Origin of the sequence: Minwuia sp. (genome assembly GCF_048263705.1) — a bacterium.
In the GTDB taxonomy this organism is placed as follows: Bacteria; Pseudomonadota; Alphaproteobacteria; order Minwuiales; family Minwuiaceae; genus Minwuia.
This window is the reverse complement of sequence record NZ_JBLXDV010000009.1, coordinates 1-24944: the sequence shown is the minus strand read 5'-3', so window position 1 is coordinate 24944 and position 24944 is coordinate 1. Positions and strand designations below refer to the sequence as shown.

The following is a 24944-nucleotide window of genomic DNA, read 5'->3' as shown; positions in this document are numbered from 1 at the left end:
GCTCAGCGGAGCAGGGTCCCGGCGATCCGGTCGACGTCCGCGCTGGCTTCGCTGGTCGGATGCCTTGTGGCCAGCGGCATCTGACGCCGGATGGCCTCGGGCACATGCCGGTCGCTGCGAATGATGCCGCCCAGCGCGGGCGAGAAGTTCAGGAAATTCTCGCAGGCCATTTTCAGCTTGCCGTAGGTGCGTTCGCCATCGCGGCTGTCGTCTGCGCTGTTGACGATGATCTTCATGTCCGTCGCCGGGTTGTCCTGATGCAGCAGCTTGATCAGGGCGTAGGCGTCGGTGATGGATGTCGGCTCGATATTGGTCAGGACCAGCACCTGCCGCGCGTTGCCTGCCAGCGTGCGCACGGCCCGGTCGATCCCGGCTCCGAGATCCAGCACCACATGGTCGTACATGTCGCTGATCAGGCCCAGCCCGCGCGCCAGCACATCCAGATGTCCGCTGTCGGCGTCGGCCAGTTGGGCCAGGCCGGACCGGCCCGTCACGATGTCGATCCCGGTAGCGCTGTCGTGGGTCACGACGTCGTTGAAGGACTTCTGTCCGCTGAGGGCCTGGACCAGATCACCCTTTGGGGACAGGCCGAGCTGGATATCGACATTTGCGAGACCCAGATCGCCGTCGAACAACAGCACCTTGCGCCCCTTGCGGCGCAACGCATGCGCCAGGGTGATCGAAAACCACGTCTTGCCGACGCCGCCCTTGCCCGAGGCGATGGCGATCATGTTGGTGCCCAGCGCGACGGATGGATGCGCGGTGCCTTGGGATCGCGCGCCGGTTGCGGCACTGGCTCGGGCGGGATGCTGTGTCATGCGCTTTTCCTGTCGCGGTTCAGGGCCTTGTCGGCATCGGGATCACTGAGAATCAGGCGGGCGAGGGCGGCGGGGGTCAGTTCGTGCAGACCGTCGGCGATCACCGGCGAGGCACCGGCCATACAGAACGACAGCCCATTGCCCGCCGCGGCCAGCAGCCCGCCGATCCGCCGGGCCGTATCCAGCCGTGTCGCGATGATGCGGCGCACGCCGATGGCCTGGAAGGCGGCGGCGATGTCCTCATATTCGAACGGGTCGCCGCCGGCGGGCAGCACCAGCACCGGTTCGGCCTCATTGATGCGGATCGTTTCGGTCAGCCGGGCCATGTCATAGGCATCGAAGGGATTGACGCCCTCGGTATCGATCAGCCGGTTGCCGCCGCCGCTGAACCGGCGTTCCGGGCTGAGCCGCACCGGCGGGTTCTCGATGATGGCGGCCAGTTCCTTCAGCCGGGTATCGCCGCCCGGACGTTCGATGTCGGTGGTCGCGATCCGCAGCGGTGTGCCCGACAGGGCGGCCTCCAGCGCGTATTTCGCGGCGACGACGGTCTTGCCCGCGCCCGGAGGTCCGACCAGCGCCAGTGCCTGCTCCCGAGCGGGCGCCAGCGGCCGGAACCTGAATGCTTCGTCGATGCCGGCGGTCAGGGCGGTGACCAGATCGTCGTGACCCGATGCGGCGGCCGTTCGGCAGATGCGTTCGTTCAGACCGACGGGTGCGCCGTGAAAGGCGACGGCCTTCACCAGAAAGGCCGCCTCTTCGGGGATGGCCGGTTCGGGCGCGGCGATGGTGATCTCTTCGGGCGGTTCGACGGCGGCGGTGACCTCGACGCCCTCGGGCACCTGGGTCGAGCCCAGAATGACCGCGTCGGCCCCCAGTTCCCGCCGTACCTCGGACAGGGCCCTGGCCATCGAAGGCGCGATGAAGGTGCGGACCAGCATTCAGATCAGATCTGCGACAGGGTTCTGAGGCGCACCTTCGGATGCACCTCGTTCTGGCTCATGACCACCGTCGAATTGCGGATACGTTCGACGATCGAGCGCACGAAGGGGCGGATGGCCGGGCTTGTCAGCAGCACCGGATCGTGACCCTGCTGCGCCAGCTGGTCGTAGTTCATGCGCACCGCGCCGATGAATTCCTGCAGCTTGCTGGGGGCCATCGCCAACTGCCGTTCCTCCCCCTGGCCCTGCAGCGCCTCGGCAAACGCCTGCTCCCAGTTGGGCGAGAGCGACACCAGCGGCAGGAACCCGTCGCCGGTGAGGTTCGCGTTGCAGATCTGGCGGGCCAGGCGGGTGCGTACATGTTCGGTGATCAGGGTGACGTTCTTGGTGAAGCCGACGGCTTCCGAGATGCCTTCCAGAATGCTCGCCAGGTCCCGGATCGACACGCGCTCGGACAGCAGATTCTGCAACACGCGCTGGATCGCCGAGACCGAAATCTGGTTCGGGATCAGGTCATCGACCAGCTTCTTGTGCGCGTCGGGCAGATCGTCCAGCAGCTTCCGCGTTTCCGCATAGGACAGCAGCTCCGACATGTGATCCTTCATGATCTCGGTCAGATGCGTGGTCATGACGGTCGCCGCATCGACGACGGTCAGACCGCGGAAACTCGCTTCCTCGCGCAGGCTCTCGTCGATCCACTTGGCGGGCAGGCCGAAGGCCGGTTCGATCGTCTCGTCGCCACGGATGTCGATATCGCGGCCCGACGGATCCATGACCATCAGTCGCCCGACACGCACCTCGCCGCGTCCGGCCTCCACCTCCTTGATGCGGAAGGCGTAGGCGTTCGCGCCAAGCTGCACGTTGTCCAGAATGCGCACGCTGGGCATGACGAAGCCCATGTCGGATGCGAACTGGCGGCGCAGCGCCCGGATCTGGTCGGTCAGTTTCGGGCCGGTGCCGTCGCCTTCCAGCAGCTTCAGCAGGCCGTAGCCGATCTCCAGGCGCAGATCGTCGATGGCCAGCACTTCTGACAGGGGCTGTTCTGCGGGTTCGGCATTGGTGTCGACCTCTTCGGCGGCGGTTGCCTCGTCCACATCCACCGGCGGCGGCTTGTTGGCCATGTAATAGGCGCCGTAGCCTGCGGCCCCTGCCAGCAGCAGGAACGGGATCATCGGAATGCCGGGCAGCAGCGCCATCGACCCCAGCAGGAACGCCGACAGGCCGAGGGCCTTGGGATAGCCGCTCAACTGACCGAACATGGCCTTGTCGGCGGAACCCGACACTCCGGCCTTCGACACCAGCAGGCCGGCCGCGACCGACACGATCAGCGCGGGGATCTGGCTGACCAGGCCGTCGCCCACGGTCAGCAGCGTATAGGTCTGCGCGGCGGTGCCGAAGTCCATGCCGTTCTGCGCGACGCCGATGATGATGCCGCCGATGACATTGATGAAGGTGATCAGCAGGCCTGCGATGGCGTCGCCGCGCACGAACTTGGACGCACCATCCATCGCGCCGAAGAAGGTGCTTTCGTCTTCCAGTTCCTTGCGCCGGTTGCGTGCATCGTTCTCGTCGATCAGGCCCGAGGACAGATCGGCGTCGATGGCCATCTGCTTGCCGGGCATGGCATCCAGCGTGAAGCGGGCCGCGACCTCGGCGATGCGTCCGGAACCCTTGGTGATCACCACGAAGTTCACGATCACCAGAATCGAGAAGACGATGATGCCGATGACGAAGTTGCCGCCCATGACGAAATTGCCGAAGGCTTCAATGACGCTGCCGGCGGCGTCCGTGCCGGTGTGGCCTTCCGACAGGATCAGCCGGGTGGAGGCCAGATTGAGCGACAGTCGCAACATGGTCGCGATCAGCAGCACCGTGGGGAAGGAACTGAATTCCAGCGGCTTGCCGATGAACAGGCAGGTCATCAGGATCAGCACCGAGAAAGTGATCGAACTGGCCAGGCTGAAATCGAGCAGCCAGCCCGGCATCGGCAGCATCAGGATGACCAGGATGGCAACGACGCCCAGCGCCAGGGCGATGTCCGTCCGGAACAGCATGGTGCGCAATACGTTGAAGGAATCGGCACCTGAACCGGAAAGGCTTCCGCCCGTCGGGGTCACCGGTCCGCCTCCGCGTTCTGCCGGAAGTCGTTCGCTCATCGGTTTGATCTAGCTCCGGTCAGATCGCGTACTGGCGGGCTTCGCCGGGCCCCGGCACGGGCACACCTTCTTCGGTGTAGGCCTTCAGCTTGTTGCGCAGGGTGCGGATCGAGATGCCAAGGATGTTGGCGGCATGGGTCCGGTTTCCGAGACAATGATCCAGCGTATCCAGGATCAGCCGCTGTTCGACTTCGGCGACCGTGCGGCCGACCAGATGATCGGTGCCTTCCTCGCCGTCCACCGATGCGCTGATCGATCCCGCCATGTCACCGATCGAGGGCGCGGGCGCGCCGCCGGGGCGTGATCCGTCGGGCAGCACGATGGCTTCCGCACCGATCTCGTCATCCGTCGCCAGCAGGACCGCGCGGTGCATGGTGTTTTCCAGTTCACGCACGTTGCCCGGCCAGCCATGGCTGCGCAGCACGTGCACGGCCTGTTCGGACAGGGGCTTGCGCTCCACGCCGTTGGCCGTGGCGTATTTCTTGACGAAATGTTCGGCCAGCAGCGCCACATCGGCGGGGCGTTCCCGCAGCGGCGGCAGCTTCAGGTTCACGACGTTCAGACGGTAGAGCAGATCCTCGCGGAAGGTGCCGGCCTTCACCTCGGTCGGCAGGTCCCGGTTGGACGTTGCGATCACGCGGATATCCACCTGGATCGGCTTCTGTCCGCCGACCCGGTCGATCTCGCGCTCCTGGATCGCGCGCAGCAGCTTGGCCTGCAGGCGGGTGTCCATCTCCGAGACCTCGTCCAGCAGCAATGTGCCGCCGTGCGCTTCCTCGAACTTGCCGATGCGGCGGGCGACGGCACCGGTGAAGGCGCCCTTCTCATGCCCGAAGAGCTCGGATTCCAGCAGATTGTCGGGGATTGCGGCGCAGTTGACGGCGACAAAGGGCTTGTCCGACCTGCGGCTGCGGGTGTGGATGTGATGGGCCATCACCTCCTTGCCGGTCCCGCTTTCGCCGGTGATCAGGATGCAGGCGTTGGACGGCGCGACCTGATCGGCCAGCTTGATCACCTGATCCATGCGCGCATCGCTGTACAGAAGATCGGTCTCGTCGTCGGAGACGGCCTTCAGGACCGCTGCGATCAGCTCGGGGTCGGGGGGCAGCGGGACATATTCCTTGGCCCCGCCCTTGATGGCGCGAACCGCCGCATCGGTGTCGTTGCCGATGCCGCAGCCGACGACTTCCAGGCTGATGTGCTCGGTCGCCAGCCCGTTGACGAATTCGGCGATGTTCAGTTGCACATCCACCATCGCCAGGTCGGCGCCCCGACCGGCGCGCAGCGCGTGCATGGCGGCGTCGATCGTGTCGACGTGACTGACCTTGGCCCCCTGATCCATGGCGATCTTGCTCGCCGCACCGAACTGACCCGACAGCGGGCCGACAATAAGGAGTCTCATCTGGACTTCTCCCTTCTCAGATCAGGTCGCGTAGAACTGCACGCGCTTCAGCGGGGGCAGCAGCGAATTGATGAATGTTTCGAGGTGCCGCGGGTTTTCCTTGCGGCTGATGGAACAGGCAGCGGCGGCATAGAGCCGGTTGAGCGTGGCCTCGTCGGAGGCGTGGCGTTCGATCTTGGTGGCCAGCGGGTTCAGCACCATGTTGGCGAGCACCGCGCCATACAGCGTGGTCAGCAGCGCCAGCGCCATGGCCGGACCGATGTCGGCGGGGCTGTCGAGCCGGTTGAGCATCTGCACCAGACCGACCAGCGTGCCGATCAGGCCCATGGCGGGGGCGACCTCGGCGGCGCGGCGCAGGATCTGGGCGACGCCCTTCTCGCGGCTCTGTATCGACGCCATGTCGTTTTCAAGAATGCGTTCGATCTCGGCGGTGGGGGTGCCGTCGGCAACCATCTCCAGCGCCTTGCGCAGAAATGGTTCGTCGCGAACGCCGGTCAGCGTGCGCGGCAGGCCCAGATGGCCCTTCCGGCGGGCCTCATCCGCCAGCTTGACGGCGATCATCGCGGCCTGCGAGGCATCGCGCGGACGGCGGAAGACCACACCGAATGTGGTCGGGAATGCGCGTCCCACGTCTCCCAGATTGAAACTGATCAGGGTGACGGCCAGCGTGCCGCCGATCACGATCAGCACGGACGGCAGGTTGATGAAGTTCAGCGCGCCGTCGCCCAGCAGCACGGCCAGCGCAAGCAGTCCGAACCCGGCGATCAGGCCGATCAGCGTGGCAATGTCGAAACGCCCGAACATGTCAGTTCCTGTTGCCCTTGATGATTTCGGTCATGGTCACGCCCAGGCGTTCGTCGACGACGACGACCTCGCCGCGGGCGACCAGCCGGTTGTTGACGTAGATGTCGATGGCCTCACCGACCTTCCGGTCCAGCTCGATGACCGTGCTGGCGCCGATCTTCATCAACTGGCTGACCTGCATGCGCGATCGGCCGAGCACGGCGGAAACCTGCACCGGAATATCGAAGACCGTTTCCAGATCGTTCGCCGTGCGGCCGGTCTCCTCATCCTCGTCGCCGTCGTTCTCGACCAGCGAGGTCGAAGGCACCGGGGCGTCCGTATCGTCCATGTCGTCGAGGTTGAGTTCGCTTTCGTCAGACATGATTCATGCTCCCTTGCGGGCTGGGAGAGGCCACGAAAGCCTCTACAGCGCGATTGATCTTCGATTCCGTTTCTGCCTGATCGCGGACCACGCCGCCATCGGCCCATTCGACCCTGCAATCCTGATCGTTCATCTGCTGGTCCGGCAGCAGCACCAGATGACCGTCAAACCCGGCCTTCCCTGCGATGTCGTCCAGCCGTTCGCGCAGCACTTCCGCGACCGGATCGGATGTCCGGATCACCAGCCGCGGCTCCTCGTGCAGTTCGGCGACGCAATCGGCGACCATGGCCTCGATCTCGGCAATCGGGTGGTCCTGCATCAGGCGATGCGCCAGCTTCTGACCCACGGCGACGGCGATGGCCGAAGCCTGGGCGCGCCAGCCCTGGGCGAAGCCGTCGAACTGGCCCGACAGCGTCTGAAGCTGTTCCGCGACCTGGTTCAGAATGTCGGCGGCGGTCGCCTCGATGGTGGCGCTGGCTGACCTGGCACCCTCTTCCTGACCTTCGGCGAATGCCTGGGCCCGCGCGGCGTTCAGATCGTCCTCGCCGAAGGTCTCGGCGCGGGCGGCCCGTCGCGGACGACCGGATTCGTCGAACTCCTGATCGAACAGAAATTTCTCGCTCATCGCTGCTGTCCCGGATCAGTAGACAAGTTCATCATCGCCCTTGTTGTCGGCCAGCATGATGTCGCCCTTCTGGGCGAGATCCTTGGCGGCGTTGACCATCTCCATCTGGCAGGCCTCGACATCGCGCAGCCGCACCGGTCCCATGGCGTCCATGTCCTCGCGCAGGATCTTGGCCGCGCGCTCGGACATGTTGGAGAAGAACAGGTCGCGCAGGGAATCGGATGCGCCCTTCAGCGCCAGCCCCATCTTGTCCTTGTCGATATTGCGCAGCAGGGTCTGAACCCCGGCGGGATCCAGTTTCGCCAGATCCTCGAAGGTGAACATCAGCGCCTTGATGCGTTCCGCCGAGTCGCGGTTGCGTTCTTCCAGTGCGGCGACGAAGCGGTTTTCGGTCTGGCGGTCCAGATTGTTGAAGATCTCCGCCATCATCTCGTGGCTGTCGCGGCGGTTGGTGCGCGCCAGGTTGTTCATGAACTCGATACGCAAGGTCTCCTCGACCTTGTCGAGCACTTCCTTCTGCACCGATTCCATGCGCAGCATCCGGGCGACGACTTCCATGGCGAAGTCTTCGGGCAGCGAACCCAGCACGCGGGAGGCATGGTCGGGCTTGATCTTGGACAGGACCACGGCAACCGTCTGCGGGTATTCGTTCTTGAGATAGTTGGCGAGCACCATCTCGTTCACGTTGCCCAGCTTGTCCCACATCGTGCGGCCAGCCGGACCCCGGATATCCTCCATCAGCATCTCGACCCGCTCGCGCGGCAGGGTCTTGGCCAGCATGCGTTCGGTGCTTTCGAAGGAACCGACCAGCGAACTGCCGGATGTCATCTGGTTGGCGAATTCGACGAACAGCCGCTCGATGACATCGGCGTTGATCGAGCCGAGGTTCGCCATCGTCTGGGAGACTTCCTTGATCTCCTCGTCGTCCAGCAGTTCCCAGACCTTCGCCGTGCTTTCCTCGCCCAGGGACAGGATCATGATCGCTGCCTTCTGCGAGCCGCTGAGGTTTCTGAATTCGAGACTGGCCATTGTCCGTACGGTACTCCCTAGCGGTCCTGATAGAGCCAGCTGCGCAGGATCGAGACGGCCTCTTCAGGATGGCGGTCGACGATCTCTGCGATCTGCTTCAGGGATGAATCCTTCACGTTGCCGTCGACATGACTCAGGTCGATGGCCTGACGCTGCCGGGGTTTCGGCTGAACGACGGCCGGCAGGTCGTCATCGTCACCGCCCCCGCCATCCGGGGCGGGCAGGGCGAGGCCGCCGCCTGACGCGCGACCGACCGCACCGATGGCCGCGTTGACATCGCCGCCGGCCCCCGCCAGAGCGAGCGTGTCATCACCGACGTCCAGATTGCCGGAGGCGACGATCCGGCTCAGCATCGGACGCACGACCAGCAGCATGACCAGCAGTGCGATCAGGGCCAGCATGGCGGTCTCGCCGAAGCGCATCAGATCGGCCTTGCTGAAGCCCATGATGTTGAACTCGGGTTCCGGTTCGGCGAACACGGCGTTCACATCGACGAACCGCAGGTTCGAGATCTCTACCGTGTCGCCCCGATCGGCGTCATAGCCGACCGCTGACCGCACCAACCGGGACAGCTGTTCCAGTTCTTCCTCGGTGCGCGGGCTGTAGGTCCGGTTGCCATCCGCATCGGCTTCGTAGTTGCCGTCCACCAGCACCGCGACCGAGATGCGCTCGACGACACCGGGCTCGCGGATCTGCGTGGTGATCTTCTGCGAAATCTCGTAGTTGATGGTTTCCTCGGTCAGGGATTCCGTGTTGGACGAGTCGCTGGTTTCGCCATTGCCGAAGTCCTGGCCTGGCAGGTTGGTCGCGACGGTCACGGCGTCCTGATTGCTGCCGTCCGTCGAGGATGAGGTTTCCTCGCGCAGCTGCGTGGAACGCACCACCGGGTTGTCGCCATCATAGGTTTCGCTCTGTGTGGTCACGCGGTCGTGGTTGATCTCGACGGTCACCTCGGCCCGGACACGACCGGGTCCGACAGTCTGCTCCAGCAGGGATTCGACGGCATGCTTGATGCGCTGTTCCTGCGACCGCCGGATGTCCTGCAGGGCGGTCGGCGCGCTGTTGCCTTCTCCGGGACCGCCGATGCCCGCCGACAGCAGGTTCCCCCGGCTGTCGACGACGGACACGCGGCCCGGCTCCAGGCTGGGGACGGCGGCGGCGACCAGGTTCTGGATGGCCGTCACGCGCTCGCTGCCCAGGGAACCGCGCACCTTGATCACGATGGAGGCGCTGGGCTGCCGGTCGCTGCGCTGGAACACTTCGCGCTTGGGCATGACCAGATGCACGCGCGCGGCATCCACCCGGTCCAGCGAGGTGATGGTCCGCGACAGCTCGCCTTCCAGCGCGCGCAGCAGGTTGACGTTCTGAACGAAGTTGGTGGTGCCGAGCGAGTCCGTCTTGTCGAAGATCTCGTAGCCGACGGAGCCGCCAAGGGGCAGGCCCAGTTCAGCGGCGGTCATGCGCAGGCGGTCCACCCGGTCGCGCGGCACGAACAGTTCCTTGCCGCCGCCCCGGATCTCGAAGGGCACATCCTGGCCTTCCAGCATCTGGACAATTGCCGAGGCGTCGCCGGGATCAAGATCCTTGTAGAGCAGGGCCATGTCGGGTTTGGCGACGCGGCTTGCCAGGAAGACGAAGAAGATGACGACCGAAAGCGTGACGCCCGCGATCAGGATCAGCCGGGTGATACCGAGATTTTTGATTGCATCTGGCAAGGTCGCCGAAGCCCCTCTGTTGCGTGCCGTCACCTCTTGTGACAGCGGCGACGATAGAGCGGGCTCGTAAATGCGAAGTTAATGCTGGGCAGGATTTGCCGGGTGGTGGGAAAAAAATGCCGGGTCGGTCGTTGCGGAGGTGCGGACCGGTCAGAACATGCCGGCGTTTTCAGAGCGGTAATCCTGGATGCGGGTGGTCCTCAGACCGCCGATACCGTGTCGCTCGACGGCGCGCTGCCAGGACAGGAATTCCTCGACCGACAGGGTGTAGCGCTGGCAGGCGTCCTCCAGGCTCAGAAGCCCGCCCCGGACGGCTGCCACGACTTCGGCCTTTCGCCGGGCCACCCAGCGCCGTGTATCCGGACTGGGCAGATCGTCGATGGTCAGATGCGTACCATCCGGTCCGATGACGCTTGGCCGTGTGCGGGCGCTGTCGGGCATCGTTGCGTTTCCTTCTCTGTTCGGGCAATCGCGAAGGTAGAGAACGGGCTTTAATTTTCCTCTAAATCAGATGGTTAACAGGTCGGAAATCCTGGGACCGGCCTGTTAACCACGTTGATCAGCTATCGCTTGAGCCGGACCAGCTCTTCCAGCATTTCATCGACCGTCGTGATGATCTTGCCGTTGGACGAGAACGCCCGCTGGGTCTGGATCATGTCGGTGAACTCCTGCGCCAGATCGACGGTCGAGGCCTCCAGCGATGACGGTGCGATGAACCCTGCGCCGCCTTCGCCCGCGATGTTCAGGGCGAAGTCGCCGGAATCATTGTTGGCCTGGAACGCGTTTCCGGACACCGATGTCAGTCCGTTGTTGTTGGGGAATGTCGCCACCGGCAGCTGGAACACGTTCTGGCGGGTTCCATTGTCGAAGAAGGCGGTGACGATGCCCTGTTCGTTGATCTCGACGCCGGACAGCGATCCGAAGATCGCCCCGTTCACATTGTTCGACAGCACCTGTGAGATGCCGTTGAACTGGGTCATGCCGTTGGTGCCGTCATTGTCGCCGAAGTTGATCGCGATCGCTGAATCATTGACCCCCAGGGATGCGTCCCAGGTGATCGCGAGATTCTGCAGCGCAGCGGTCGTGTTGGTCAGATCCAGACGGCCATCGGTGTTGAAGGCCAGCGTGCCGCTGGCGATCAGGCCATTGGGGTGCGTTGCGGCATCGACGTTGGTCGCCGGCTCGACATAGATCTCGGTCAGCCACTGGTTGGCGGTCGCGGACTTCAGGAAACCCATTGTCAGGTTCCGGGTGCCGCCCTGACTGTCGAACAGCTGAAGCGTGGTCTCGAAGTCAGGCTCGAACGTCCCCGCCGCCATGTTGCCCGCGACGTAGGCCCCGACGTTGGCATTGACCGCCTGGGTCGACTGCAGGTTGGCCTGGATGGAGATGTTGTCGGTCGCGGTTGCGCTGCCGGTGATGGTCGAGACATTCACGGTCTCGGTCACGCTCAGCACGGTGCGATTGTTCGGGATGTCGCCATTCTCGTCGATCGGCCAGCCGCGCAGGAAATGCCCCGACGCGTTGCGCAGGTCGCCGTTTTCATCGGCATTGAACTGACCGGCGCGGGTGAACAGGAACTCTCCGTTGGCGGCCTCGTCGGCATTGGTGTTGACGACAAAGAAACCGTTGCCGCTCATCGCGATGTCGGTGGCCGAGGCGCTCTGCTGCAGCAGGCCCTGGGAATCGTTCTGCGAAATCGCCGCCGCGCGCACGCCGCCGGAATTGAAGCCGTTGCTCGCCGTACCCGCTGCGCCGACCAGGGTGGAGAAGGCCGCCTTGGTGGACTTGAAGCCGGTCGTGTTGACGTTGGCGATGTTGTTGGCGATCGAACTCATCGCCTGGCTCTGCGCGTTCAGTCCGGAGACGCCGGAGAAAAGGGCTCCTAGAATACTCATGTTGCTACTCCTTGCAGCGGGGTGTCGTAGGGGCGTTCTGCGGAGATCATGGCGTCCCGATTACTTCGGGAAGCGCTTAATCGGGATCAGCCGTCCAGCGGAATGCCGGCGACTGACGTGACGTTGGACAGCGGGATGACCGCGCCGTTGACGGAAAGCTGGGCAATGCCGTTGACGACTTCCACGCCATCGACGATGCCGCCCGCCTGGACGCGCGCCGGTATCGGATTGCCATCGTCATTGGTGGCGGTCACCGATATCCGGTAGACGCCATCGGGCTGCGTGTTGCCGGAATCGTCCCGGCCGTCCCAGGTGAAATTGTTCTGTCCGGCTTCACCGGTGGTCTGGAAACCGCCGACGGGCCGGTTGGCCTCGTTCAGGATCAGGATAGAGACGGTCTCGGCATCCTCATCCAGCTCGAAGTTCCAGTTGGCCGCCCCGTCCGAGAGCCGCGCGCGGCTGCTCTCGCCCTCGACCGTCTTGCCGATGTAATCGACCAGGGCACCATGCTGCGCGGCTAGGGAAAGCGAAACCATCGATTCAAGCTGATCGTTGGTCTCGATCTGCTGTTCGACCTGGCTGAACTGGACAAGCTGCTGGGTGAACTGCTCGGACTTGAGCGGTTCCAGCGGGTCCTGGTTCTGAAGCTGGCTGGTGAGCAGGGTCAGAAACGTATCGAAGTCTTCGGTGAGTTTCTTGCTGGCAGCGCCGGAGGCGTTGTCCTGCAGGGTCGGCAGGCCGAGGGCTGAAAGATCCAAGACGAACTCCTAAACCGAGATGTCGACGCCGAGGCCGTCGAAATGAAGGGTGCGCGCGGCAATCGCCGAGGGATGCGGGATGTCGCCGTCTGTCAGGTCAGGCTCGCCGCCATCCGGACCGCGGCCGCCCGAGGCCTGGCGCTGGTCACGATCCTGGAACTGGAAGCTGTCGCTGTCGGTGTCGAATCCCGCGTCGGCCAGCGCACGTTCAAGCTGATGCACGTCGCGGCGCAACTGTTCCAAAGTTTCCGAGCGCTCGGCGCTGACCACCGCCATGATGCGACCGTCGTGACCGAGTTCCATGCGGACATCGACCCGGCCCAGCTCCGAGGGATGAAGCTGTATCTCGATCCGGTCCATGCCTTCACGCGCGCCCCGGGCGATCGACAGGCCAAGCTGCTGGGCGGGCGGCTGCGCCGTCGCCTGAGCGAGCTGCTGGGCAAAGCCCGTTGCGGAACCGGCGCTCTGCACGCCCGGTACGGTCGAAAGCGGCTGTGACAGGGGCTGTGCCAGCTGCTGCGGCGTACCACCGCTGTCCGCCTGCGGGCTGATGGCCGCGACTTGCATGTCGGTCAGCGGCGCGGTCTGCGGCTGTAACTGGAACTGGTTTGCCTGCAGTGCATTCTGTGCCGTCGCCGTGTCGGCGACGTTCAGACCCGTCAGTCCGGTCAGGGGCGTGGCGGCGGGCGTCGTCGCGGCAGGTGCTGTCACAGGCGTGGCGGATGCACCGCCGGCGGTGCGTCCCTGCTTGCCCGGGGTCAGCGCGGCGAGGGTCTTTGCCAGCGCCTGTCCAATGCCTTCCGGCACGGCGCCGCGATCCCTGAGCGGGATGTCGATGGTGCCGCCGGGTCCCGCAGGACCGGCCGCTGCGATCAGGGCGGATGCGGCGGCTGTCGCGGCCGGTGCGGCGGTTGTCGACGGCGTGAGGTTGGGCTGTGCATTCTGTGCTGCCGGCGTCTGCTGGCTGGCAGCGTTGACTTGCGCGGCTGATTTGCCCGCGCCGGAGGGGGCCTCCAGGGTGGCGCTGCCGACCTTGGCCGAAGCACTGCGCGCGATGGCTTCGATGCCCGTCGCAGGCGCGGCGTCGGATTCTGCCGTCGCGGTCCGTTCGGATGCAGCGGCATCGTTCTCCGGTGCTGCAGCCGCCGCGCCATCGCCGACCGGCGTATCGGGATCGGTCAGCGGATCGTTCCCCACCGGATCACCGATGTCCTCGCGCGTGTCCCGGGTCTCGGTCTTCTGTTGGACAGGCTCGTTCACCTCGTCCAGCGTACGGGCGAATCTCTCCTGCTCTTCCGGCGCGGTCCTGTCGGCGGGCCGGGCACGGCTTGCGACCGGAGCGGGGGCCTTCTCGAAGGGCAGAATGTCTGAAGCTGACGGCATCTTGTTCACCTGACGGTTTCGGTTGATCGACAGGAGAGCAAGCGCGGTGCCAGTGTCGGTGAGGCCAATTTCATGAGCAGAATCAATATTCTGGCGTTTGCTGCGGCTGGACTGACACGGACGGACAGGGACATGCGGCAAGTTCTGCCGGGCCGGTTCGGCACCGTTCATGGTTAAGCGGAGATGAACAGCGGTCTCGTCGTGCAGCAATCCGAACTGGATCGTTCGAGCGCCCGAAAGAGGCAGGCGCATCCCCATGCGTGTTTCAAGCCGCGCACGATGCCTTATCAATCCGGGGGTGTGCTTTAGAAGTTCTTGTTTGCGGTGGTGCGACCGCAGCGTGCAGATTGCCCCGGCAAGCGGATTGGATGGAGCCATTGCCATGCCGGTTTTCTACGACAATGCCGACAGTGGAAACGGATACAAGATCCGCCTGCTGCTGGCGTGGCTGAAGCTGCCGCACGAGCGCGTCGAGATCGACACCTACGCCGGCGAGAGTCGCACGGCGGACTATCTGGCGCGCAATCCGAACGGGAAGATTCCGACGCTGGCGCTGGACGATGGCAGTTTCGTGTCGGAATCCGGGGCCATCCTGTTTCATCTCGCACAAGGCACGCCCTTCTGGCCCGGCGAGCGCCGCGCGCAGACCGAGGTCCTGCAATGGATGTTCTTCGAGCAGTACAGCCACGAACCCAACATTGCGGTCCTGCGTTCGTGGTCCCGTCACGGATCCATGACCGATGAACGCCGCACCCTGTGGGCGGGCAAGGAGGCCGAAGGCTATCGTGTGCTGGGGATCATGGAAGATCACCTGTCAGACAGGGATTATGTCGTCGGTACGGCGATCACGATCGCGGATATCGCCCTGTTCGCCTACACCTGCGTTGCGGGGCAGGGCGGTTTCGACATGAGCCGGTTTCCCGCGATCGGTCGCTGGATCGACCGGATCGAGGCGCTGCCGGGTTTCATCCCGTTCGACCGGATCGACTGAAACGCGGCGCTATACGCCGTCGTCTTCGAAGAGGCGCTGAAGATAGCTGCGCCGGCCCGCGCGCTTTCGTTCGGTCTTCAGGCTGGCGTCCTCGCGTTCTTCCAGCGCGTCTTCCAGGAAATCGACCATGGCCCGATAGACACGCTTGCGGGGTCGCGATGCGTCACCGGTGATGCTTTCGACCGAAAGACGGTCCGCCAGCGCCTGAACGAAAGCCGGGTTTTCGCGCCAGGCCAGAGCCAGCAGCAGCTTCAGCTTGTCGAATTCCTTCTCGACATGATCCTCAAGCTGGTTGCGTTCGGCAATCGTATCGCGCTCGGCCATGATCTCAGCTCTTGCCGAATACCGAGTCCACGGTCGGCTCGTCGGCCTCGTCTTCCTTGGGCTTGTTCTCGACGTTGCGGTTCAGGCTGAACGCTGCCGCGGCCAGACCTGCGGCGTCCGCCGTCATCCGGTCGGCGGGATCCACGGGTTCCGGTATCACGGTCTCGGCTTCCATCGTTCCGTCGGCCACGGCCTTGCGGCGGCGCTCCGAGGCCTTTTCCACCGCAGCGGCCAGTTCGGTCTGCGTACAGATGCCCAGGCTCACCGGATCGATCGGCTTGATCTGCTGGATATTCCAGTGCGTGCGGTCGCGGATCTTGTTGATCGTGTCCTTGGTCGTGCCCAGCAGGCGCTGAACCTGCGCGTCGGTCAGTTCGGGGTGGTGGCGCAGGATCCAGGCGATGGCGGCCGGGCGGTCCTGGCGCTTGGAGACCGGCGTGTAGCGCGCGCCCTTGGTCGAGCGGCTGGGCATCGTGGTGGTCTCGCGCAGCTCAAGATTGGCGGCGCTGTCCTTCTCGCACTTCGCGATCTCATCCCGGGTCAGCTGACCGTTCGCAACCGGGTCCAGACCGACGATGTTCTGGGCGACTTCGCCATCGGCGATGCCCTGAACCTCAAGCGGGTGCAGGCCGCAGAAATCTGCGATCTGACGGAAAGACAGCGTGGTGTTGTCGACAAGCCATACGGCGGTGGCCTTCGGCATCAGCGGTAATGCCAATTTCATCTCCTGACTGGAATGAATGGATTTGATCCAGCGGATTACAGTTTTCGCAAGCCTCTGGCAAGCTTAACCGGCGTCGCCGACCCGCAGCATGATCTTGCCGATGTGATTGCTGGCCTCCATCAGGCGGTGGGCTTCGGCTGCTTCCGCCATCGGCAGCACCGTGTCGATGACCGGGGCGACGGCACCGGCCTGCAGCAGCGGCAGCGCGTGTTCGACCACGGCGTTGACGATGTCGGCCTTCTGCTGAACCGAGCGGGCCCGCAGGGTGGAGCCGGTCAGCGTCAGCCGCTTCAGCATCATTGGCAGGAAATTGAACTCGACCTTGGGCGAGGCGAGGAAGGCGATCTGGACCAGCCGTCCCTCGACCGCCAGGGCGGAGACATTCTTCGCGATATAATCGCCGCCGACCATGTCCAGGATCAGATTGACGCCATTGCCGTCGGTCAGGTCCTGAACGATCTCGACGAAATCCTCTTCGCGATAGTTGATCGCCCGCTCGGCACCCAGCTTCTCGCACGCCGCGCACTTCTCTGCGGAACCGGCCGTCGTGAACACGCGCGCGCCGAAGCTTTTCGCCAGCTGGATCGCTGTCGTGCCGATGCCGCTGGACCCGCCGTGGATCAGGATGCTTTCGCCGCCCTGCAACCGGCCCCGATCGAAGACGTTGGTCCAGACCGTCATGTAGGTTTCCGGAATGGCCGCCGCCGTGACCATATCCATGTCGGCGGGGACTGGCATGCACTGCAGTGCCGGGGCCGTACAGTATTCGGCATAGCCGCCACCCGAAACCAGGGCCATCACACGGTCTCCGGCCTTCCACCGGGAAACGCCGGCGCCCAGCGCGACGACTTCACCGGCGATTTCGAGGCCCGGAATGTCGGAGGCCCCCGGCGGCGGCGGGTAATTGCCGGACCGCTGGGCCACGTCGGGACGGTTCACACCGGCTGCGGCCACCCGGATCAGAACCTCGTCATGCGCCGGTTCCGGAACCGGTCGCCTGGTCGGCTTCAGGACCTCGGGTCCGCCAAAGCCATCGATTTCAATGGCCGTCATTTCCGCAGGCAGTTCTGACATTCTCGATCCCCTTTGCCGGTCCAGTGCCATCCGATCTATTGTTGCAGAAGGCATCCGGCAAGCAAGGAGTGCGAAATGGACGACGATGAACGCGCACGGGACAAGTTCTTCGCGGAACGCGATCTGGACGATGTCTCGGTCGAGGAGATCCGCGAGCGCATCGTGCAACTGGAGGCGGAGATCGACCGGCTGAGGGCGGAGATCGAACGCAAGACCGCCCACCTGAGCGCGGCGGACGCCGTGTTCAAACGCTGAAAAAGATCGCCGTCCTTTAATCTTTGTTAACGGTCGGCCCTTATCGTGAAGGGTCTGAGAGACTGAATGTCTTTCTCCCTCCCTGTCGAACTCGGTCGCTCCTTCCTCCCCTCGGAGCGGCCGAACTCTTTTCCAGCCCCGGTTTTCACGCTGCCTGGCTTCCGATCCGGAAGCCGGATGAAATTTACTCAGCCGCGTAAAAAAACAGCTCACCCGCTTGACTGTCGTTCCGAGTCCGTCCTTAATCCGCGCCGCACAGCCGAGTTGACAGGGATGGCTGGGTTAAAAATGGCGCTCAAGCGCTGACCCAAGGGGGATACCGAAGAAGGCCGCGTCCGGTTTCAGGGCGCGGTTTTTCTTTTGTGCACCGCGCACCGCTGCTAGCGTCGTGAGCACCGTGCTGGGGGGAAATCCGATGAAACCGAAATATCCGAAATTCGATACGCTGGGGCTGCACGCGGGACAGCATCCCGATCCGACGACGGGCGCGCGTGCCCAGCCGATCTACATGTCCACGTCCTACGTGTTCGAGGATGTCGATCACGCGGCTTCCCTGTTCAACATGGAAACGCCGGGGCACATCTACTCACGGATTTCCAATCCCACCGTGGCCGTGCTTGAGGAGAGACTGGCCGCCCTGGAAGGCGGCGTCGGCGCGGTCTGCACGGCATCCGGACAGGCGGCGCTGTTCGCGGCGATCTCGACTCTGATGGGCCAGGGCGGTCACATCGTCAGCTCCGCGTCGGTCTACGGCGGCAGCCACAACATGTTCCATCACACGCTGCCCCGCTTCGGCATCACGACGACCTTCGTCGATCCGCGCGACACGGAAGGCTTCGCGAAGGCCATCCGACCCGAAACGCGGCTCGTCTTCGGCGAGACCCTCGGCAATCCGGGTCTTGAGATCATGGATATCCCCGCTGTCGCCGACATCGCGCACGAAAACGGCCTGCCGCTGATGATCGACAACACGTTTGCGACGCCGTACCTGTTCCGACCATTCGAGCATGGTGCAGACATTGTCATGCATTCGGTGACCAAGTTCCTGGGCGGACATGGCGTGGCCATCGGTGGCGTGGTTGTCGACGGTGGACGCATGGACTGGGGCGCGTCGGGCAAGTTCCCGACCCTGACCGAGCCCTATGAAGGCTATCACGGTCTGAACTTCTGGGAAGAATATGGCCCGGCGGCGTTTGCGATGCGTGTGCGTGGCGAGGCCGTCCGCGACTTCGGGGCCTGCCTGTCGCCGCAGAATGCGTTCTACCTGCTTCAGGGCGTCGAGACCCTGCACGTCCGCATGCCGCGCCATGTCGAGAACGCTCAGAAGATCGTCGAATTCCTGGACGGCCATGAAGCGGTCGGCTGGGTGTCCTATCCGACGCTGGAAAGCCATCCCGATCACGCGCGGGCGAAGGAACTGCTGCCCAAGGGCTGCGGGGCGATCTTCAGCTTTGGCGTGAACGGCGGGCGCGAGGCGGGACGGGTTTTCATCGAGAACCTGAAAATCTTTTCGCACCTGGCCAATGTCGGGGACGCGAAATCGCTGGTCATTCACCCCGCCACGACCACGCACCAGCAGATGGATGCCGCCGCGCTGAAGGCTGCAGGCGTGTCCGAGGATCTGGTCCGGCTTTCGGTCGGCCTGGAGGATGTGGATGACCTGATCGACGATCTGAAGGGCGCATTGCGCGCCAGCCAGAAAGTGCTCAAAGCGGCGGCGGAGTGAGACCATGAAATTCGAAGTCGATGGCAAATCCGTCTACGCGCACACCGGCGGCAAGGAATTCGATGCCGACGGAGACGTTGTTGTCCTGATCCATGGCGCCGCCATGAGCCACCTCGCCTGGACCCTGCAGACCCGCTATCTCGCACACCATGGCAAGTCGGTCCTGTCGCTGGATCTGCCCGGGTGCGGCGAGACCGAGGGTGAGGTCATGGACAGCGTCGAGGACTATGCGGCCTGGATCCAAAAGGTGCTCGACACCCTGAAGGTGCAGGAAGCGGCCCTGATCGGGCATTCCATGGGCGCGCTGATCGCGATCGAGGCGGCGGGGCAGCGGCCCGAGAGGATCAGGGCGCTGGGACTGCTGGGCGTCTGCTATCCGCTGGGCGTGAACGATGCGTTCCTGGCCGCCGCGAAGGACGATCTGCCGCTGGCCATCGGCCTGATGAACGACTGGGCGCACGGACGCAGGGCGCATCTGGGCGGCTTCGACGTGCCGGGCCTCTGGATGGTCGGCACCGACACGCAGGTCATCGCGCAGGCGAAGCCGGGCGTGATGCACAAATGCCTCTCGATCTGCGCGGCCTACACCGGCGGCGAGAAGGCAGCCGCGGCGGTCACCTGTCCGACGGTCGTCGTTCTGGGGCAGAACGATCAGATGACGCCGATGAAGCTGGGCCTGAAGACCGCGGCCATGATCGACGGGTCCCAGGTCGTCCAGCTGGAGGACTGCGGCCACATGATGATGTTCGAACAGCCGCGCAAGCTGTTGCGCACGCTTGAGGGCCTGCTGGATCAGGCGGCGTAGGGACTTTCATCGTGAAGTTGTTTTTGAGTTGGCACGTTTTCTCCCTCCCCCTTGAGGGGGGAGGGTCGGGGTGAGGGTGAATCGGCGCAGCCGAACAGGCGGCCTATCCTGCGCAGTATGCCTTCGGCTTCACCCCCCATCGACCGCTTCGCGGCCACTTCCCCCTCAAGGGGGAAAGAGGAGAGCGCGGAGACACGTGCGGGGCGAAAATCAATGACCGGCCACCGCCTGCACGCCGCCGGCGTCCTGTTCTTCTGTTTCCTGCTCGGCATGACCGGGCGCGGGCTGTTCGACAGTTTTGTGGTCATGCTGCGTCCGCTGGATCTGAGCCACAGCTGGTCGCGAGATGAGCTGACGGCGATCTATGCCATCGCCATGGTCTGCTGGGGCCTGGGTGCCCCGCTGGCGGGCGTCATCTTCGACCGCGCCGGCCCGCGCCCGGTCTTCCTGCTGGGCATTTCGGTCGCCGCGGCCGGCATGATGCTGGCCAGCACCGACTGGGGGTTGTGGAGCTTCTACCTCGGTCACGGCATCGCGGTCGGCACGTCGACGGCGCTGCTGGGCACGGTCATCCATGCCGCGCTGGTCAGCCGCTGGTTCGACCGGAACCGCGCGACCGCGCTGGGGCTGGTGCATTCGTCGATGGGCATCGGCGTGCTGCTGTTTTCACCGGTGACGCAACTGCTGGTGGACTCGTTCGGCTGGCAGGGGGCGTACCAGTGGCTTACGGTCATCGGGCTCGCCATCGTGCTTCCGGTGGCGATCTTCGCACCCTGGAACCGCTACATGGAAGGCCACCCGGCGGTGCGGGAATCGGAAGCCTCGACCAGCGTCGGCAAGGTCCGCTACGGCTCACTGCGCGAGGCCGTGCGCGGCTGGCGGTTCTGGGCACTGTCCTGGATCTACGCCATCACCGGCATGGGCATCTACGTCGCCGTCACCCAACTGGTGGACTATTTTCAGGTGCTGGGCGTCCCGCCACTGGAAGCCGCGTCGATCTATGGCGTCGCAGGTGCGCTGGCGCCGGTGGGGATGATCGCATTCGGCCTGATCGCCGACCGGTTCGGCATGCTGCGGGCGGCCACCCTGTCCTACGGTCTGACGCTGATCTCCTATGCCGGGTTTCTGACGTTGCCGGACCTGTTCATCGAGCCGGTTCTGTATGGTTCCGCGATCTGTCTCGGCCTGACGCTCGGCAGCCGCGGCCCCATGGTCTCCGCCGTCGTCAGCCGGACGTTCCAGGGGCCGGCCTTCGGGCGCATCTATGGTGCCATTCTGGCCTTCGGCGGCGCGGGCGGCGGGCTGGGCGCCTGGATCGGTGGCTTCATCCACGATGCGACCGACGGGCACGCGGCGCTGTTCTACGTCGGCGCTGTTATCCTCGTCGCCGCAGGGGTACCGTTCGTACTTCTATCGCGTGCAGCGGTACGATAGGGTACGCCGAATTTACTGGGGAGTAGACGATGGATTTCCGACTGACCGAGGAACAGGAATCGATCCGCGACGCGGTCGCCAAGATCTGTGAGCCGTTCGACGATGCCTACTGGCTGGACCGCGATGAAACCGGCGAGTTTCCGCACGATTTCCACAAGGCCATGGCCGACGGCGGCTGGCTGGGCATCGCAATGCCGGAAGAGTTCGGCGGCGCGGGTCTCGGCGTCACCGAAGCCGCGATCATGATGCATCAGGTGGCCTATTCCTCAGGCGCGCAGAGCGCTGCTTCGGCCATCCATATCAACATCTTCGGCCCCCATCCGCTGGTCGTTGCCGGCACGCAGGAACAGAAGGAGCGCCATCTGCCGCCGCTGATCCGGGGCGAGCAGAAGGTCTGCTTCGGCGTCACCGAACCCGATGCAGGTCTCGACACGACCTCGATCAGCACGAAGGCGGAAAAGGACGGCAAGGGCAACTACATCGTCCATGGCCGCAAGATGTGGACCTCGACCGCACAGGAGGCCGACAAGATCTTGCTGCTGGCGCGGACCACGCCGAAGGACCAGTCAGACAAGAAGACGGCGGGCATCTCGCTGTTCTACACGGACTTCAACCGCGACTATATCGAGGCGCGCGTGATCCCCAAGATGGGCCGCAAGTCGGTGGATTCGAACGCCGTCTTCATCGATGGCCTGCCGATCCCGAAAGAGGATCTGATCGGTGAGGAAGGCAAGGGTTTCTACTACCTGCTGCACGGCCTGAATCCCGAACGCGTTCTGGTCGGCATCGAAGGTGTCGGCATCGGCCAGAATGCGCTGCGCCGTGCGGTGGACTATGCCAACGAGCGTGTCGTCTTCGGCCGTCAGATCGGCATGAACCAGTCCATTCAGCATCCGCTGGCGGTCAACTGGACCGAACTGGAGGCGGCCTACATGATGTGCATGCTGGCGGCGGATAAGTACGACCGCGGCATGGACTGCGGCGCCGAGGCCAACGCGGCCAAGTACCTGGGCGGCGAGGCCGGTTTCAAGGCCGCGACGCAGGCGGTGCTGACCCACGGCGGCATGGGCTACGCCAAGGAATATCATGTCGAGCGCCTGATGCGCGAAAGCATGATCGCGCGCATCGCGCCGGTGTCGATGCAGATGATCCTGAGCCACATCGCCGAGCGCAAGCTTGGGCTGCCGAAGAGCTATTGAGAGTGGAGATTGTGTCACATCTCTCTCCCTCCCCCTTGAGGGGGGAGGGCCGGGGCGGGGGTGAGTTCGGCAAAGCCGAAAACGCGGCGCCGGGGAAGATAGCCTTCGGCTTCACCCCCCATCGCCCGCTTCGCGGCCACTTCCCCCTCAAGGGGGGAAGAATCGAATGCCCTGCATATGGACACCGAACGCTCGCATACCCTGGAAATCGAGGACGAATCATTGCCACTTGAAACCGAGAACAACGGTCCGTTGAAGGGCTATCGCGTTGTCGATCTGACGCGGATCATTCTGGGCCCGCTGGCGACCCAGATGCTGGGCGATCTGGGCGCGGACGTGATCAAGATCGAGGAACCGGCGGGCGACCTGTGCCGGGCGATCGGTACGGGACGGCACCCGGGCATGGCCTCGGCCTTTCTGAACTGCAACCGCAACAAGCGGTCGCTCTCGCTGGACCTGAAGCAGAAGGAAGGTCTCGAAGCCTTCATGAAGGTCATCGAGACGGCGGACGTCTTCATCCACGCGCTGCGCCCGCAGGCCGTGCGCAAGCTGGGCATCGCCTACGAGGATCTGAAGGCGGTCAACCCCAACCTGATCTATGTCGGCTGCTACGGTTTCTCCGAAAGCGGTCCCTACGGTCACAAGACGGCTTTCGACGACATCATCCAGTCGGCGTCGGGCGGCGCACAGATCCAGGGCTGGCTGATGGATCAGCCGCGCTATGTCGGCTTCATTCAGGCCGACAAGACAACGGGCCTGATGGCGGCCAACGCGGTGGTCACCGCCCTGCTGCACCGGGAACGCACGGGCGAGGCCCAGTTCGTCGAGGTGCCCATGTTCGACACCATGGTGCACATCAACCTGATCGAGCATCTGGACGGCGCGACCTTCGCCGACGCGACGGGGCCGACCGGTTATGTGCGGCTGTTGTCGCAATGGCGGAAGCCCTACCCGTCGAAGGACGGCTGGGTTGCGATCCTGCCCTATGACGACCGGCAGTGGCGGGTGGTGTTCGAAACCGCGGGTCGCAACGATCTGGCCGAAGATCCGATGTTCACCTCGTTCGCGGCGCGGCAGGCCAACGTCGACAAGGTCTATCAGACGCTGTCGGAACTGTGCGGGCTGCTGACGACCGATGAATGGCTGGCGGCGCTGGAACCGCACGGCATTCCCTGCAGCCGCGTGAACACGCCGGAAGAACTGCTGACCGACAGGCATCTGACCGAAGTCGGGTTCTGGAAGAACTACGACCATCCGACCGAGGGCGAACTGCGGTCGATGAAATATCCGGTGAATTTCGAGAAGAGTCCTGCCAGCATCCGCCGCCACACGCCCCACCAGGGCGAACAGACGCGCGAAGTGCTGGCCGAACTCGGCTACGACGCTGAAACAATCGATGCGATGATCGCGGCGGGTGCCGCGATCGACAAGAAGGAGAGGGCGATCTGATGCAGCTTCTGGGACATGGATTCTATTATCAGGACTGGTCGGTCGGCTGGAAGTTCAAGACGCTGACGCGGTCCATCACCGAAACCGACATCATGAACTTCGTCGGCGTGTCCGGCATGACCGAGGAACTGTTCACCAGCTACTGGTACCTGGAAGAGCATACCAACTTCGAAGGCCGGCTGGCCCCGGGCTCGCTCGTCTTCGCGCTGGCCGAGGGGCTGGTCATCCCGTCCACCATCGCGCGGACCGGACTGGCCTTCCTGAACTGCAGCCTGAATGTGGACGGACCGACCTTCGCGGGCGACACGATCCACGTCGAGGGCGAGGTCACCGAGATCAAGCCGGCGAAGAAGGGCAACCGCGCCCTCGTTCGCACGCTGAACAAGGTCTACAACCAGAAGGGTGATCTGGTGCAGACCTATGACCCGCTGCGCATGATGCGTGGCCGTCCCGAGGAGGACTGACAGCCGGTCCGAGGCGCGCACGAGCGGTTCGGATCGCGGTATGTCGCCTTTCTTTTCCGAGGCGTGTCCGTTCCCCGTGTCCGTCGCTTTTGCGAGGCGTGGTAGTCATGTACCGGAAACCCCGGCGGCATGTGTGAGCACGGCTACGGATTTGGCTGAAGGGCCTGTTTTTCCGTCCTGCCGATTCCCGAATCAGATTGAAAAATGAAGACTTTAAGGTCTATCTATGCGGCGTTGTCGTGGGTCGTTGCCATGAATCTGTTGATATTTGTTTAACAGCCGCATGGCGTCTGCGACTTGAAGAGTAGCGTACGCGTGCGACGGTCCGTTGGGGGACGGATCTGGTTGAGTAAATGGGGATCCGACTCAAGGCGCGGCCTTTTTCGGTCGTGTCCGTCGGGAGTGCCGGAACATGACGAGGGACCAATTACCACCGCGTCTGTCTGACGGGTTTGGTCAGCAGGAATTTGCTGCTGTTCTGGACGCGTCGGGCGTTGACAGCCTTGTGGTTGACGGGATTGGCGGGAACGGTGCTTTTTTGCTGACGGCGGACTACGTCCGTTCGGGCCCGGACCTTGTTCTGGTGGGACCGAACGGCGAGAAGGTCCTGAT

General features: G+C 64.1%; 25 protein-coding genes. 9 read left to right on the top strand and 16 right to left on the bottom strand.

What is annotated here, in order from left to right:
* Window positions 1–2: 2 nt before the first annotated feature.
* From ACN0X7_RS13505 to ACN0X7_RS13445, 13 genes are all read right to left on the bottom strand, one after another.
* Window positions 3–818 (bottom strand): MinD/ParA family protein, encoded by an 816-nt coding sequence (locus tag ACN0X7_RS13505; RefSeq protein ID WP_417518095.1) that lies wholly within the window; start codon window positions 816–818, stop codon window positions 3–5.
* Window positions 815–1756: a GTPase gene (locus ACN0X7_RS13500; protein ID WP_417518093.1), complete on the bottom strand. Its 942-nt coding sequence runs from the start codon at window positions 1754–1756 to the stop codon at window positions 815–817. The genes ACN0X7_RS13505 and ACN0X7_RS13500 overlap by 4 nt, the downstream gene beginning before the upstream one ends.
* Before the next feature lie 5 nt (window positions 1757–1761).
* The gene (gene flhA / locus ACN0X7_RS13495; protein ID WP_417518091.1) at window positions 1762–3912 is read right to left on the bottom strand and encodes a flagellar biosynthesis protein FlhA; all 2151 of its coding nucleotides are present in this window, start codon (window positions 3910–3912) and stop codon (window positions 1762–1764) included.
* 19 nt (window positions 3913–3931) lie between these two features.
* Complete coding sequence (locus ACN0X7_RS13490) at window positions 3932–5314, bottom strand: sigma-54-dependent transcriptional regulator (protein WP_417518089.1); 1383 nt, start codon at window positions 5312–5314, stop codon at window positions 3932–3934.
* 21 nt (window positions 5315–5335) lie between these two features.
* A complete protein-coding gene (locus ACN0X7_RS13485) occupies window positions 5336–6118 on the bottom strand; it encodes a motility protein A (protein WP_417518087.1) in 783 nt (260 codons plus the stop codon).
* A 1-nt stretch (window position 6119) separates the two neighbouring features.
* Window positions 6120–6479 carry a flagellar motor switch protein FliN gene (gene fliN / locus ACN0X7_RS13480; RefSeq protein WP_417518085.1) on the bottom strand — a complete coding sequence of 120 codons (360 nt, stop codon included), beginning with the start codon at window positions 6477–6479 and terminating at the stop codon, window positions 6120–6122.
* Window positions 6472–7104, bottom strand: a complete 633-nt coding sequence (locus ACN0X7_RS13475) for a hypothetical protein (protein ID WP_417518083.1) — start codon at window positions 7102–7104, stop codon at window positions 6472–6474. Before ACN0X7_RS13475 ends, fliN begins: the two co-directional genes overlap by 8 nt.
* A 15-nt stretch (window positions 7105–7119) precedes the next feature.
* Window positions 7120–8133, bottom strand: coding sequence for a flagellar motor switch protein FliG (fliG, locus tag ACN0X7_RS13470; RefSeq protein WP_417518081.1), 1014 nt, complete (start codon window positions 8131–8133; stop codon window positions 7120–7122).
* Between the two features lie 17 nt (window positions 8134–8150).
* On the bottom strand, window positions 8151–9848 hold the full coding sequence (gene fliF / locus ACN0X7_RS13465; RefSeq protein WP_417518079.1) for a flagellar basal-body MS-ring/collar protein FliF: 1698 nt from the start codon (window positions 9846–9848) through the stop codon (window positions 8151–8153).
* 150 nt (window positions 9849–9998) lie between these two features.
* Entirely contained in the window at window positions 9999–10289 is a 291-nt protein-coding gene (locus ACN0X7_RS13460) for a DUF1153 domain-containing protein (protein WP_417518077.1), read from the bottom strand.
* A gap of 122 nt (window positions 10290–10411) precedes the next feature.
* A complete protein-coding gene (locus ACN0X7_RS13455) occupies window positions 10412–11746 on the bottom strand; it encodes a flagellar hook protein FlgE (RefSeq protein ID WP_417518075.1) in 1335 nt (444 codons plus the stop codon).
* Between the two features lie 86 nt (window positions 11747–11832).
* A complete protein-coding gene (locus tag ACN0X7_RS13450; protein ID WP_417518073.1) occupies window positions 11833–12504 on the bottom strand; it encodes a flagellar hook assembly protein FlgD in 672 nt (223 codons plus the stop codon).
* Window positions 12505–12513: 9 nt separating this feature from the next.
* Window positions 12514–13887, bottom strand: a complete 1374-nt coding sequence (locus tag ACN0X7_RS13445) for a flagellar hook-length control protein FliK (RefSeq protein ID WP_417518071.1) — start codon at window positions 13885–13887, stop codon at window positions 12514–12516.
* A 382-nt stretch (window positions 13888–14269) separates the two neighbouring features.
* On the opposite strand from ACN0X7_RS13445, the gene ACN0X7_RS13440 reads away from it, so the two are divergent.
* On the top strand, window positions 14270–14878 hold the full coding sequence (locus ACN0X7_RS13440; protein WP_417518069.1) for a glutathione S-transferase family protein: 609 nt from the start codon (window positions 14270–14272) through the stop codon (window positions 14876–14878).
* Window positions 14879–14887: 9 nt separating this feature from the next.
* Here the strand turns inward: ACN0X7_RS13440 and ACN0X7_RS13435 are convergent, their stop codons facing one another.
* The 3 genes from ACN0X7_RS13435 to ACN0X7_RS13425 form a co-directional block, all read right to left on the bottom strand.
* Window positions 14888–15202, bottom strand: coding sequence for a hypothetical protein (locus tag ACN0X7_RS13435; RefSeq protein ID WP_417518067.1), 315 nt, complete (start codon window positions 15200–15202; stop codon window positions 14888–14890).
* 4 nt (window positions 15203–15206) lie between these two features.
* Window positions 15207–15926 carry a DUF1013 domain-containing protein gene (locus tag ACN0X7_RS13430; protein WP_417518065.1) on the bottom strand — a complete coding sequence of 240 codons (720 nt, stop codon included), beginning with the start codon at window positions 15924–15926 and terminating at the stop codon, window positions 15207–15209.
* 63 nt (window positions 15927–15989) lie between these two features.
* The gene (locus ACN0X7_RS13425) at window positions 15990–17000 is read right to left on the bottom strand and encodes an NAD(P)H-quinone oxidoreductase (protein ID WP_417518063.1); all 1011 of its coding nucleotides are present in this window, start codon (window positions 16998–17000) and stop codon (window positions 15990–15992) included.
* A 75-nt stretch (window positions 17001–17075) separates the two neighbouring features.
* On the opposite strand from ACN0X7_RS13425, the gene ACN0X7_RS13420 reads away from it, so the two are divergent.
* The 8 genes from ACN0X7_RS13420 to ACN0X7_RS13385 form a co-directional block, all read left to right on the top strand.
* Window positions 17076–17255 (top strand): DUF1192 family protein, encoded by a 180-nt coding sequence (locus ACN0X7_RS13420; protein ID WP_417518061.1) that lies wholly within the window; start codon window positions 17076–17078, stop codon window positions 17253–17255.
* 415 nt (window positions 17256–17670) lie between these two features.
* Window positions 17671–18981, top strand: coding sequence for an O-acetylhomoserine aminocarboxypropyltransferase (locus tag ACN0X7_RS13415; protein ID WP_417518059.1), 1311 nt, complete (start codon window positions 17671–17673; stop codon window positions 18979–18981).
* Between the two features lie 4 nt (window positions 18982–18985).
* Window positions 18986–19786 (top strand): alpha/beta fold hydrolase, encoded by an 801-nt coding sequence (locus ACN0X7_RS13410; protein ID WP_417518057.1) that lies wholly within the window; start codon window positions 18986–18988, stop codon window positions 19784–19786.
* Between the two features lie 213 nt (window positions 19787–19999).
* A complete protein-coding gene (locus ACN0X7_RS13405) occupies window positions 20000–21220 on the top strand; it encodes an MFS transporter (protein ID WP_417518055.1) in 1221 nt (406 codons plus the stop codon).
* A 29-nt stretch (window positions 21221–21249) separates the two neighbouring features.
* Window positions 21250–22419 (top strand): acyl-CoA dehydrogenase family protein, encoded by a 1170-nt coding sequence (locus ACN0X7_RS13400; protein WP_417518053.1) that lies wholly within the window; start codon window positions 21250–21252, stop codon window positions 22417–22419.
* Between the two features lie 177 nt (window positions 22420–22596).
* Window positions 22597–23868: a CaiB/BaiF CoA transferase family protein gene (locus ACN0X7_RS13395; protein WP_417518051.1), complete on the top strand. Its 1272-nt coding sequence runs from the start codon at window positions 22597–22599 to the stop codon at window positions 23866–23868.
* The gene (locus ACN0X7_RS13390) at window positions 23868–24332 is read left to right on the top strand and encodes a MaoC family dehydratase (protein ID WP_417518049.1); all 465 of its coding nucleotides are present in this window, start codon (window positions 23868–23870) and stop codon (window positions 24330–24332) included. The genes ACN0X7_RS13395 and ACN0X7_RS13390 overlap by 1 nt, the downstream gene beginning before the upstream one ends.
* A gap of 412 nt (window positions 24333–24744) precedes the next feature.
* Window positions 24745–24944: hypothetical protein (locus tag ACN0X7_RS13385; RefSeq protein WP_417515592.1), on the top strand; the 200-nt coding region annotated here is incomplete at its 3' end.

Coding starts and splice junctions, on each gene's coding strand:
- ACN0X7_RS13505 (WP_417518095.1), bottom strand. CDS start 818: ATGACACAGCATCCCGCCCGAGCCAGTGCCGCAACCGGCGCGCGATCC.
- ACN0X7_RS13500 (WP_417518093.1), bottom strand. CDS start 1,756: ATGCTGGTCCGCACCTTCATCGCGCCTTCGATGGCCAGGGCCCTGTCC.
- flhA (WP_417518091.1), bottom strand. CDS start 3,912: ATGAGCGAACGACTTCCGGCAGAACGCGGAGGCGGACCGGTGACCCCG.
- ACN0X7_RS13490 (WP_417518089.1), bottom strand. CDS start 5,314: ATGAGACTCCTTATTGTCGGCCCGCTGTCGGGTCAGTTCGGTGCGGCG.
- ACN0X7_RS13485 (WP_417518087.1), bottom strand. CDS start 6,118: ATGTTCGGGCGTTTCGACATTGCCACGCTGATCGGCCTGATCGCCGGG.
- fliN (WP_417518085.1), bottom strand. CDS start 6,479: ATGTCTGACGAAAGCGAACTCAACCTCGACGACATGGACGATACGGAC.
- ACN0X7_RS13475 (WP_417518083.1), bottom strand. CDS start 7,104: ATGAGCGAGAAATTTCTGTTCGATCAGGAGTTCGACGAATCCGGTCGT.
- fliG (WP_417518081.1), bottom strand. CDS start 8,133: ATGGCCAGTCTCGAATTCAGAAACCTCAGCGGCTCGCAGAAGGCAGCG.
- ACN0X7_RS13460 (WP_417518077.1), bottom strand. CDS start 10,289: ATGCCCGACAGCGCCCGCACACGGCCAAGCGTCATCGGACCGGATGGT.
- ACN0X7_RS13455 (WP_417518075.1), bottom strand. CDS start 11,746: ATGAGTATTCTAGGAGCCCTTTTCTCCGGCGTCTCCGGACTGAACGCG.
- ACN0X7_RS13445 (WP_417518071.1), bottom strand. CDS start 13,887: ATGCCGTCAGCTTCAGACATTCTGCCCTTCGAGAAGGCCCCCGCTCCG.
- ACN0X7_RS13440 (WP_417518069.1), top strand. CDS start 14,270: ATGCCGGTTTTCTACGACAATGCCGACAGTGGAAACGGATACAAGATC.
- ACN0X7_RS13435 (WP_417518067.1), bottom strand. CDS start 15,202: ATGGCCGAGCGCGATACGATTGCCGAACGCAACCAGCTTGAGGATCAT.
- ACN0X7_RS13430 (WP_417518065.1), bottom strand. CDS start 15,926: ATGAAATTGGCATTACCGCTGATGCCGAAGGCCACCGCCGTATGGCTT.
- ACN0X7_RS13425 (WP_417518063.1), bottom strand. CDS start 17,000: ATGTCAGAACTGCCTGCGGAAATGACGGCCATTGAAATCGATGGCTTT.
- ACN0X7_RS13420 (WP_417518061.1), top strand. CDS start 17,076: ATGGACGACGATGAACGCGCACGGGACAAGTTCTTCGCGGAACGCGAT.
- ACN0X7_RS13415 (WP_417518059.1), top strand. CDS start 17,671: ATGAAACCGAAATATCCGAAATTCGATACGCTGGGGCTGCACGCGGGA.
- ACN0X7_RS13410 (WP_417518057.1), top strand. CDS start 18,986: ATGAAATTCGAAGTCGATGGCAAATCCGTCTACGCGCACACCGGCGGC.
- ACN0X7_RS13405 (WP_417518055.1), top strand. CDS start 20,000: ATGACCGGCCACCGCCTGCACGCCGCCGGCGTCCTGTTCTTCTGTTTC.
- ACN0X7_RS13400 (WP_417518053.1), top strand. CDS start 21,250: ATGGATTTCCGACTGACCGAGGAACAGGAATCGATCCGCGACGCGGTC.
- ACN0X7_RS13395 (WP_417518051.1), top strand. CDS start 22,597: ATGGACACCGAACGCTCGCATACCCTGGAAATCGAGGACGAATCATTG.
- ACN0X7_RS13390 (WP_417518049.1), top strand. CDS start 23,868: ATGCAGCTTCTGGGACATGGATTCTATTATCAGGACTGGTCGGTCGGC.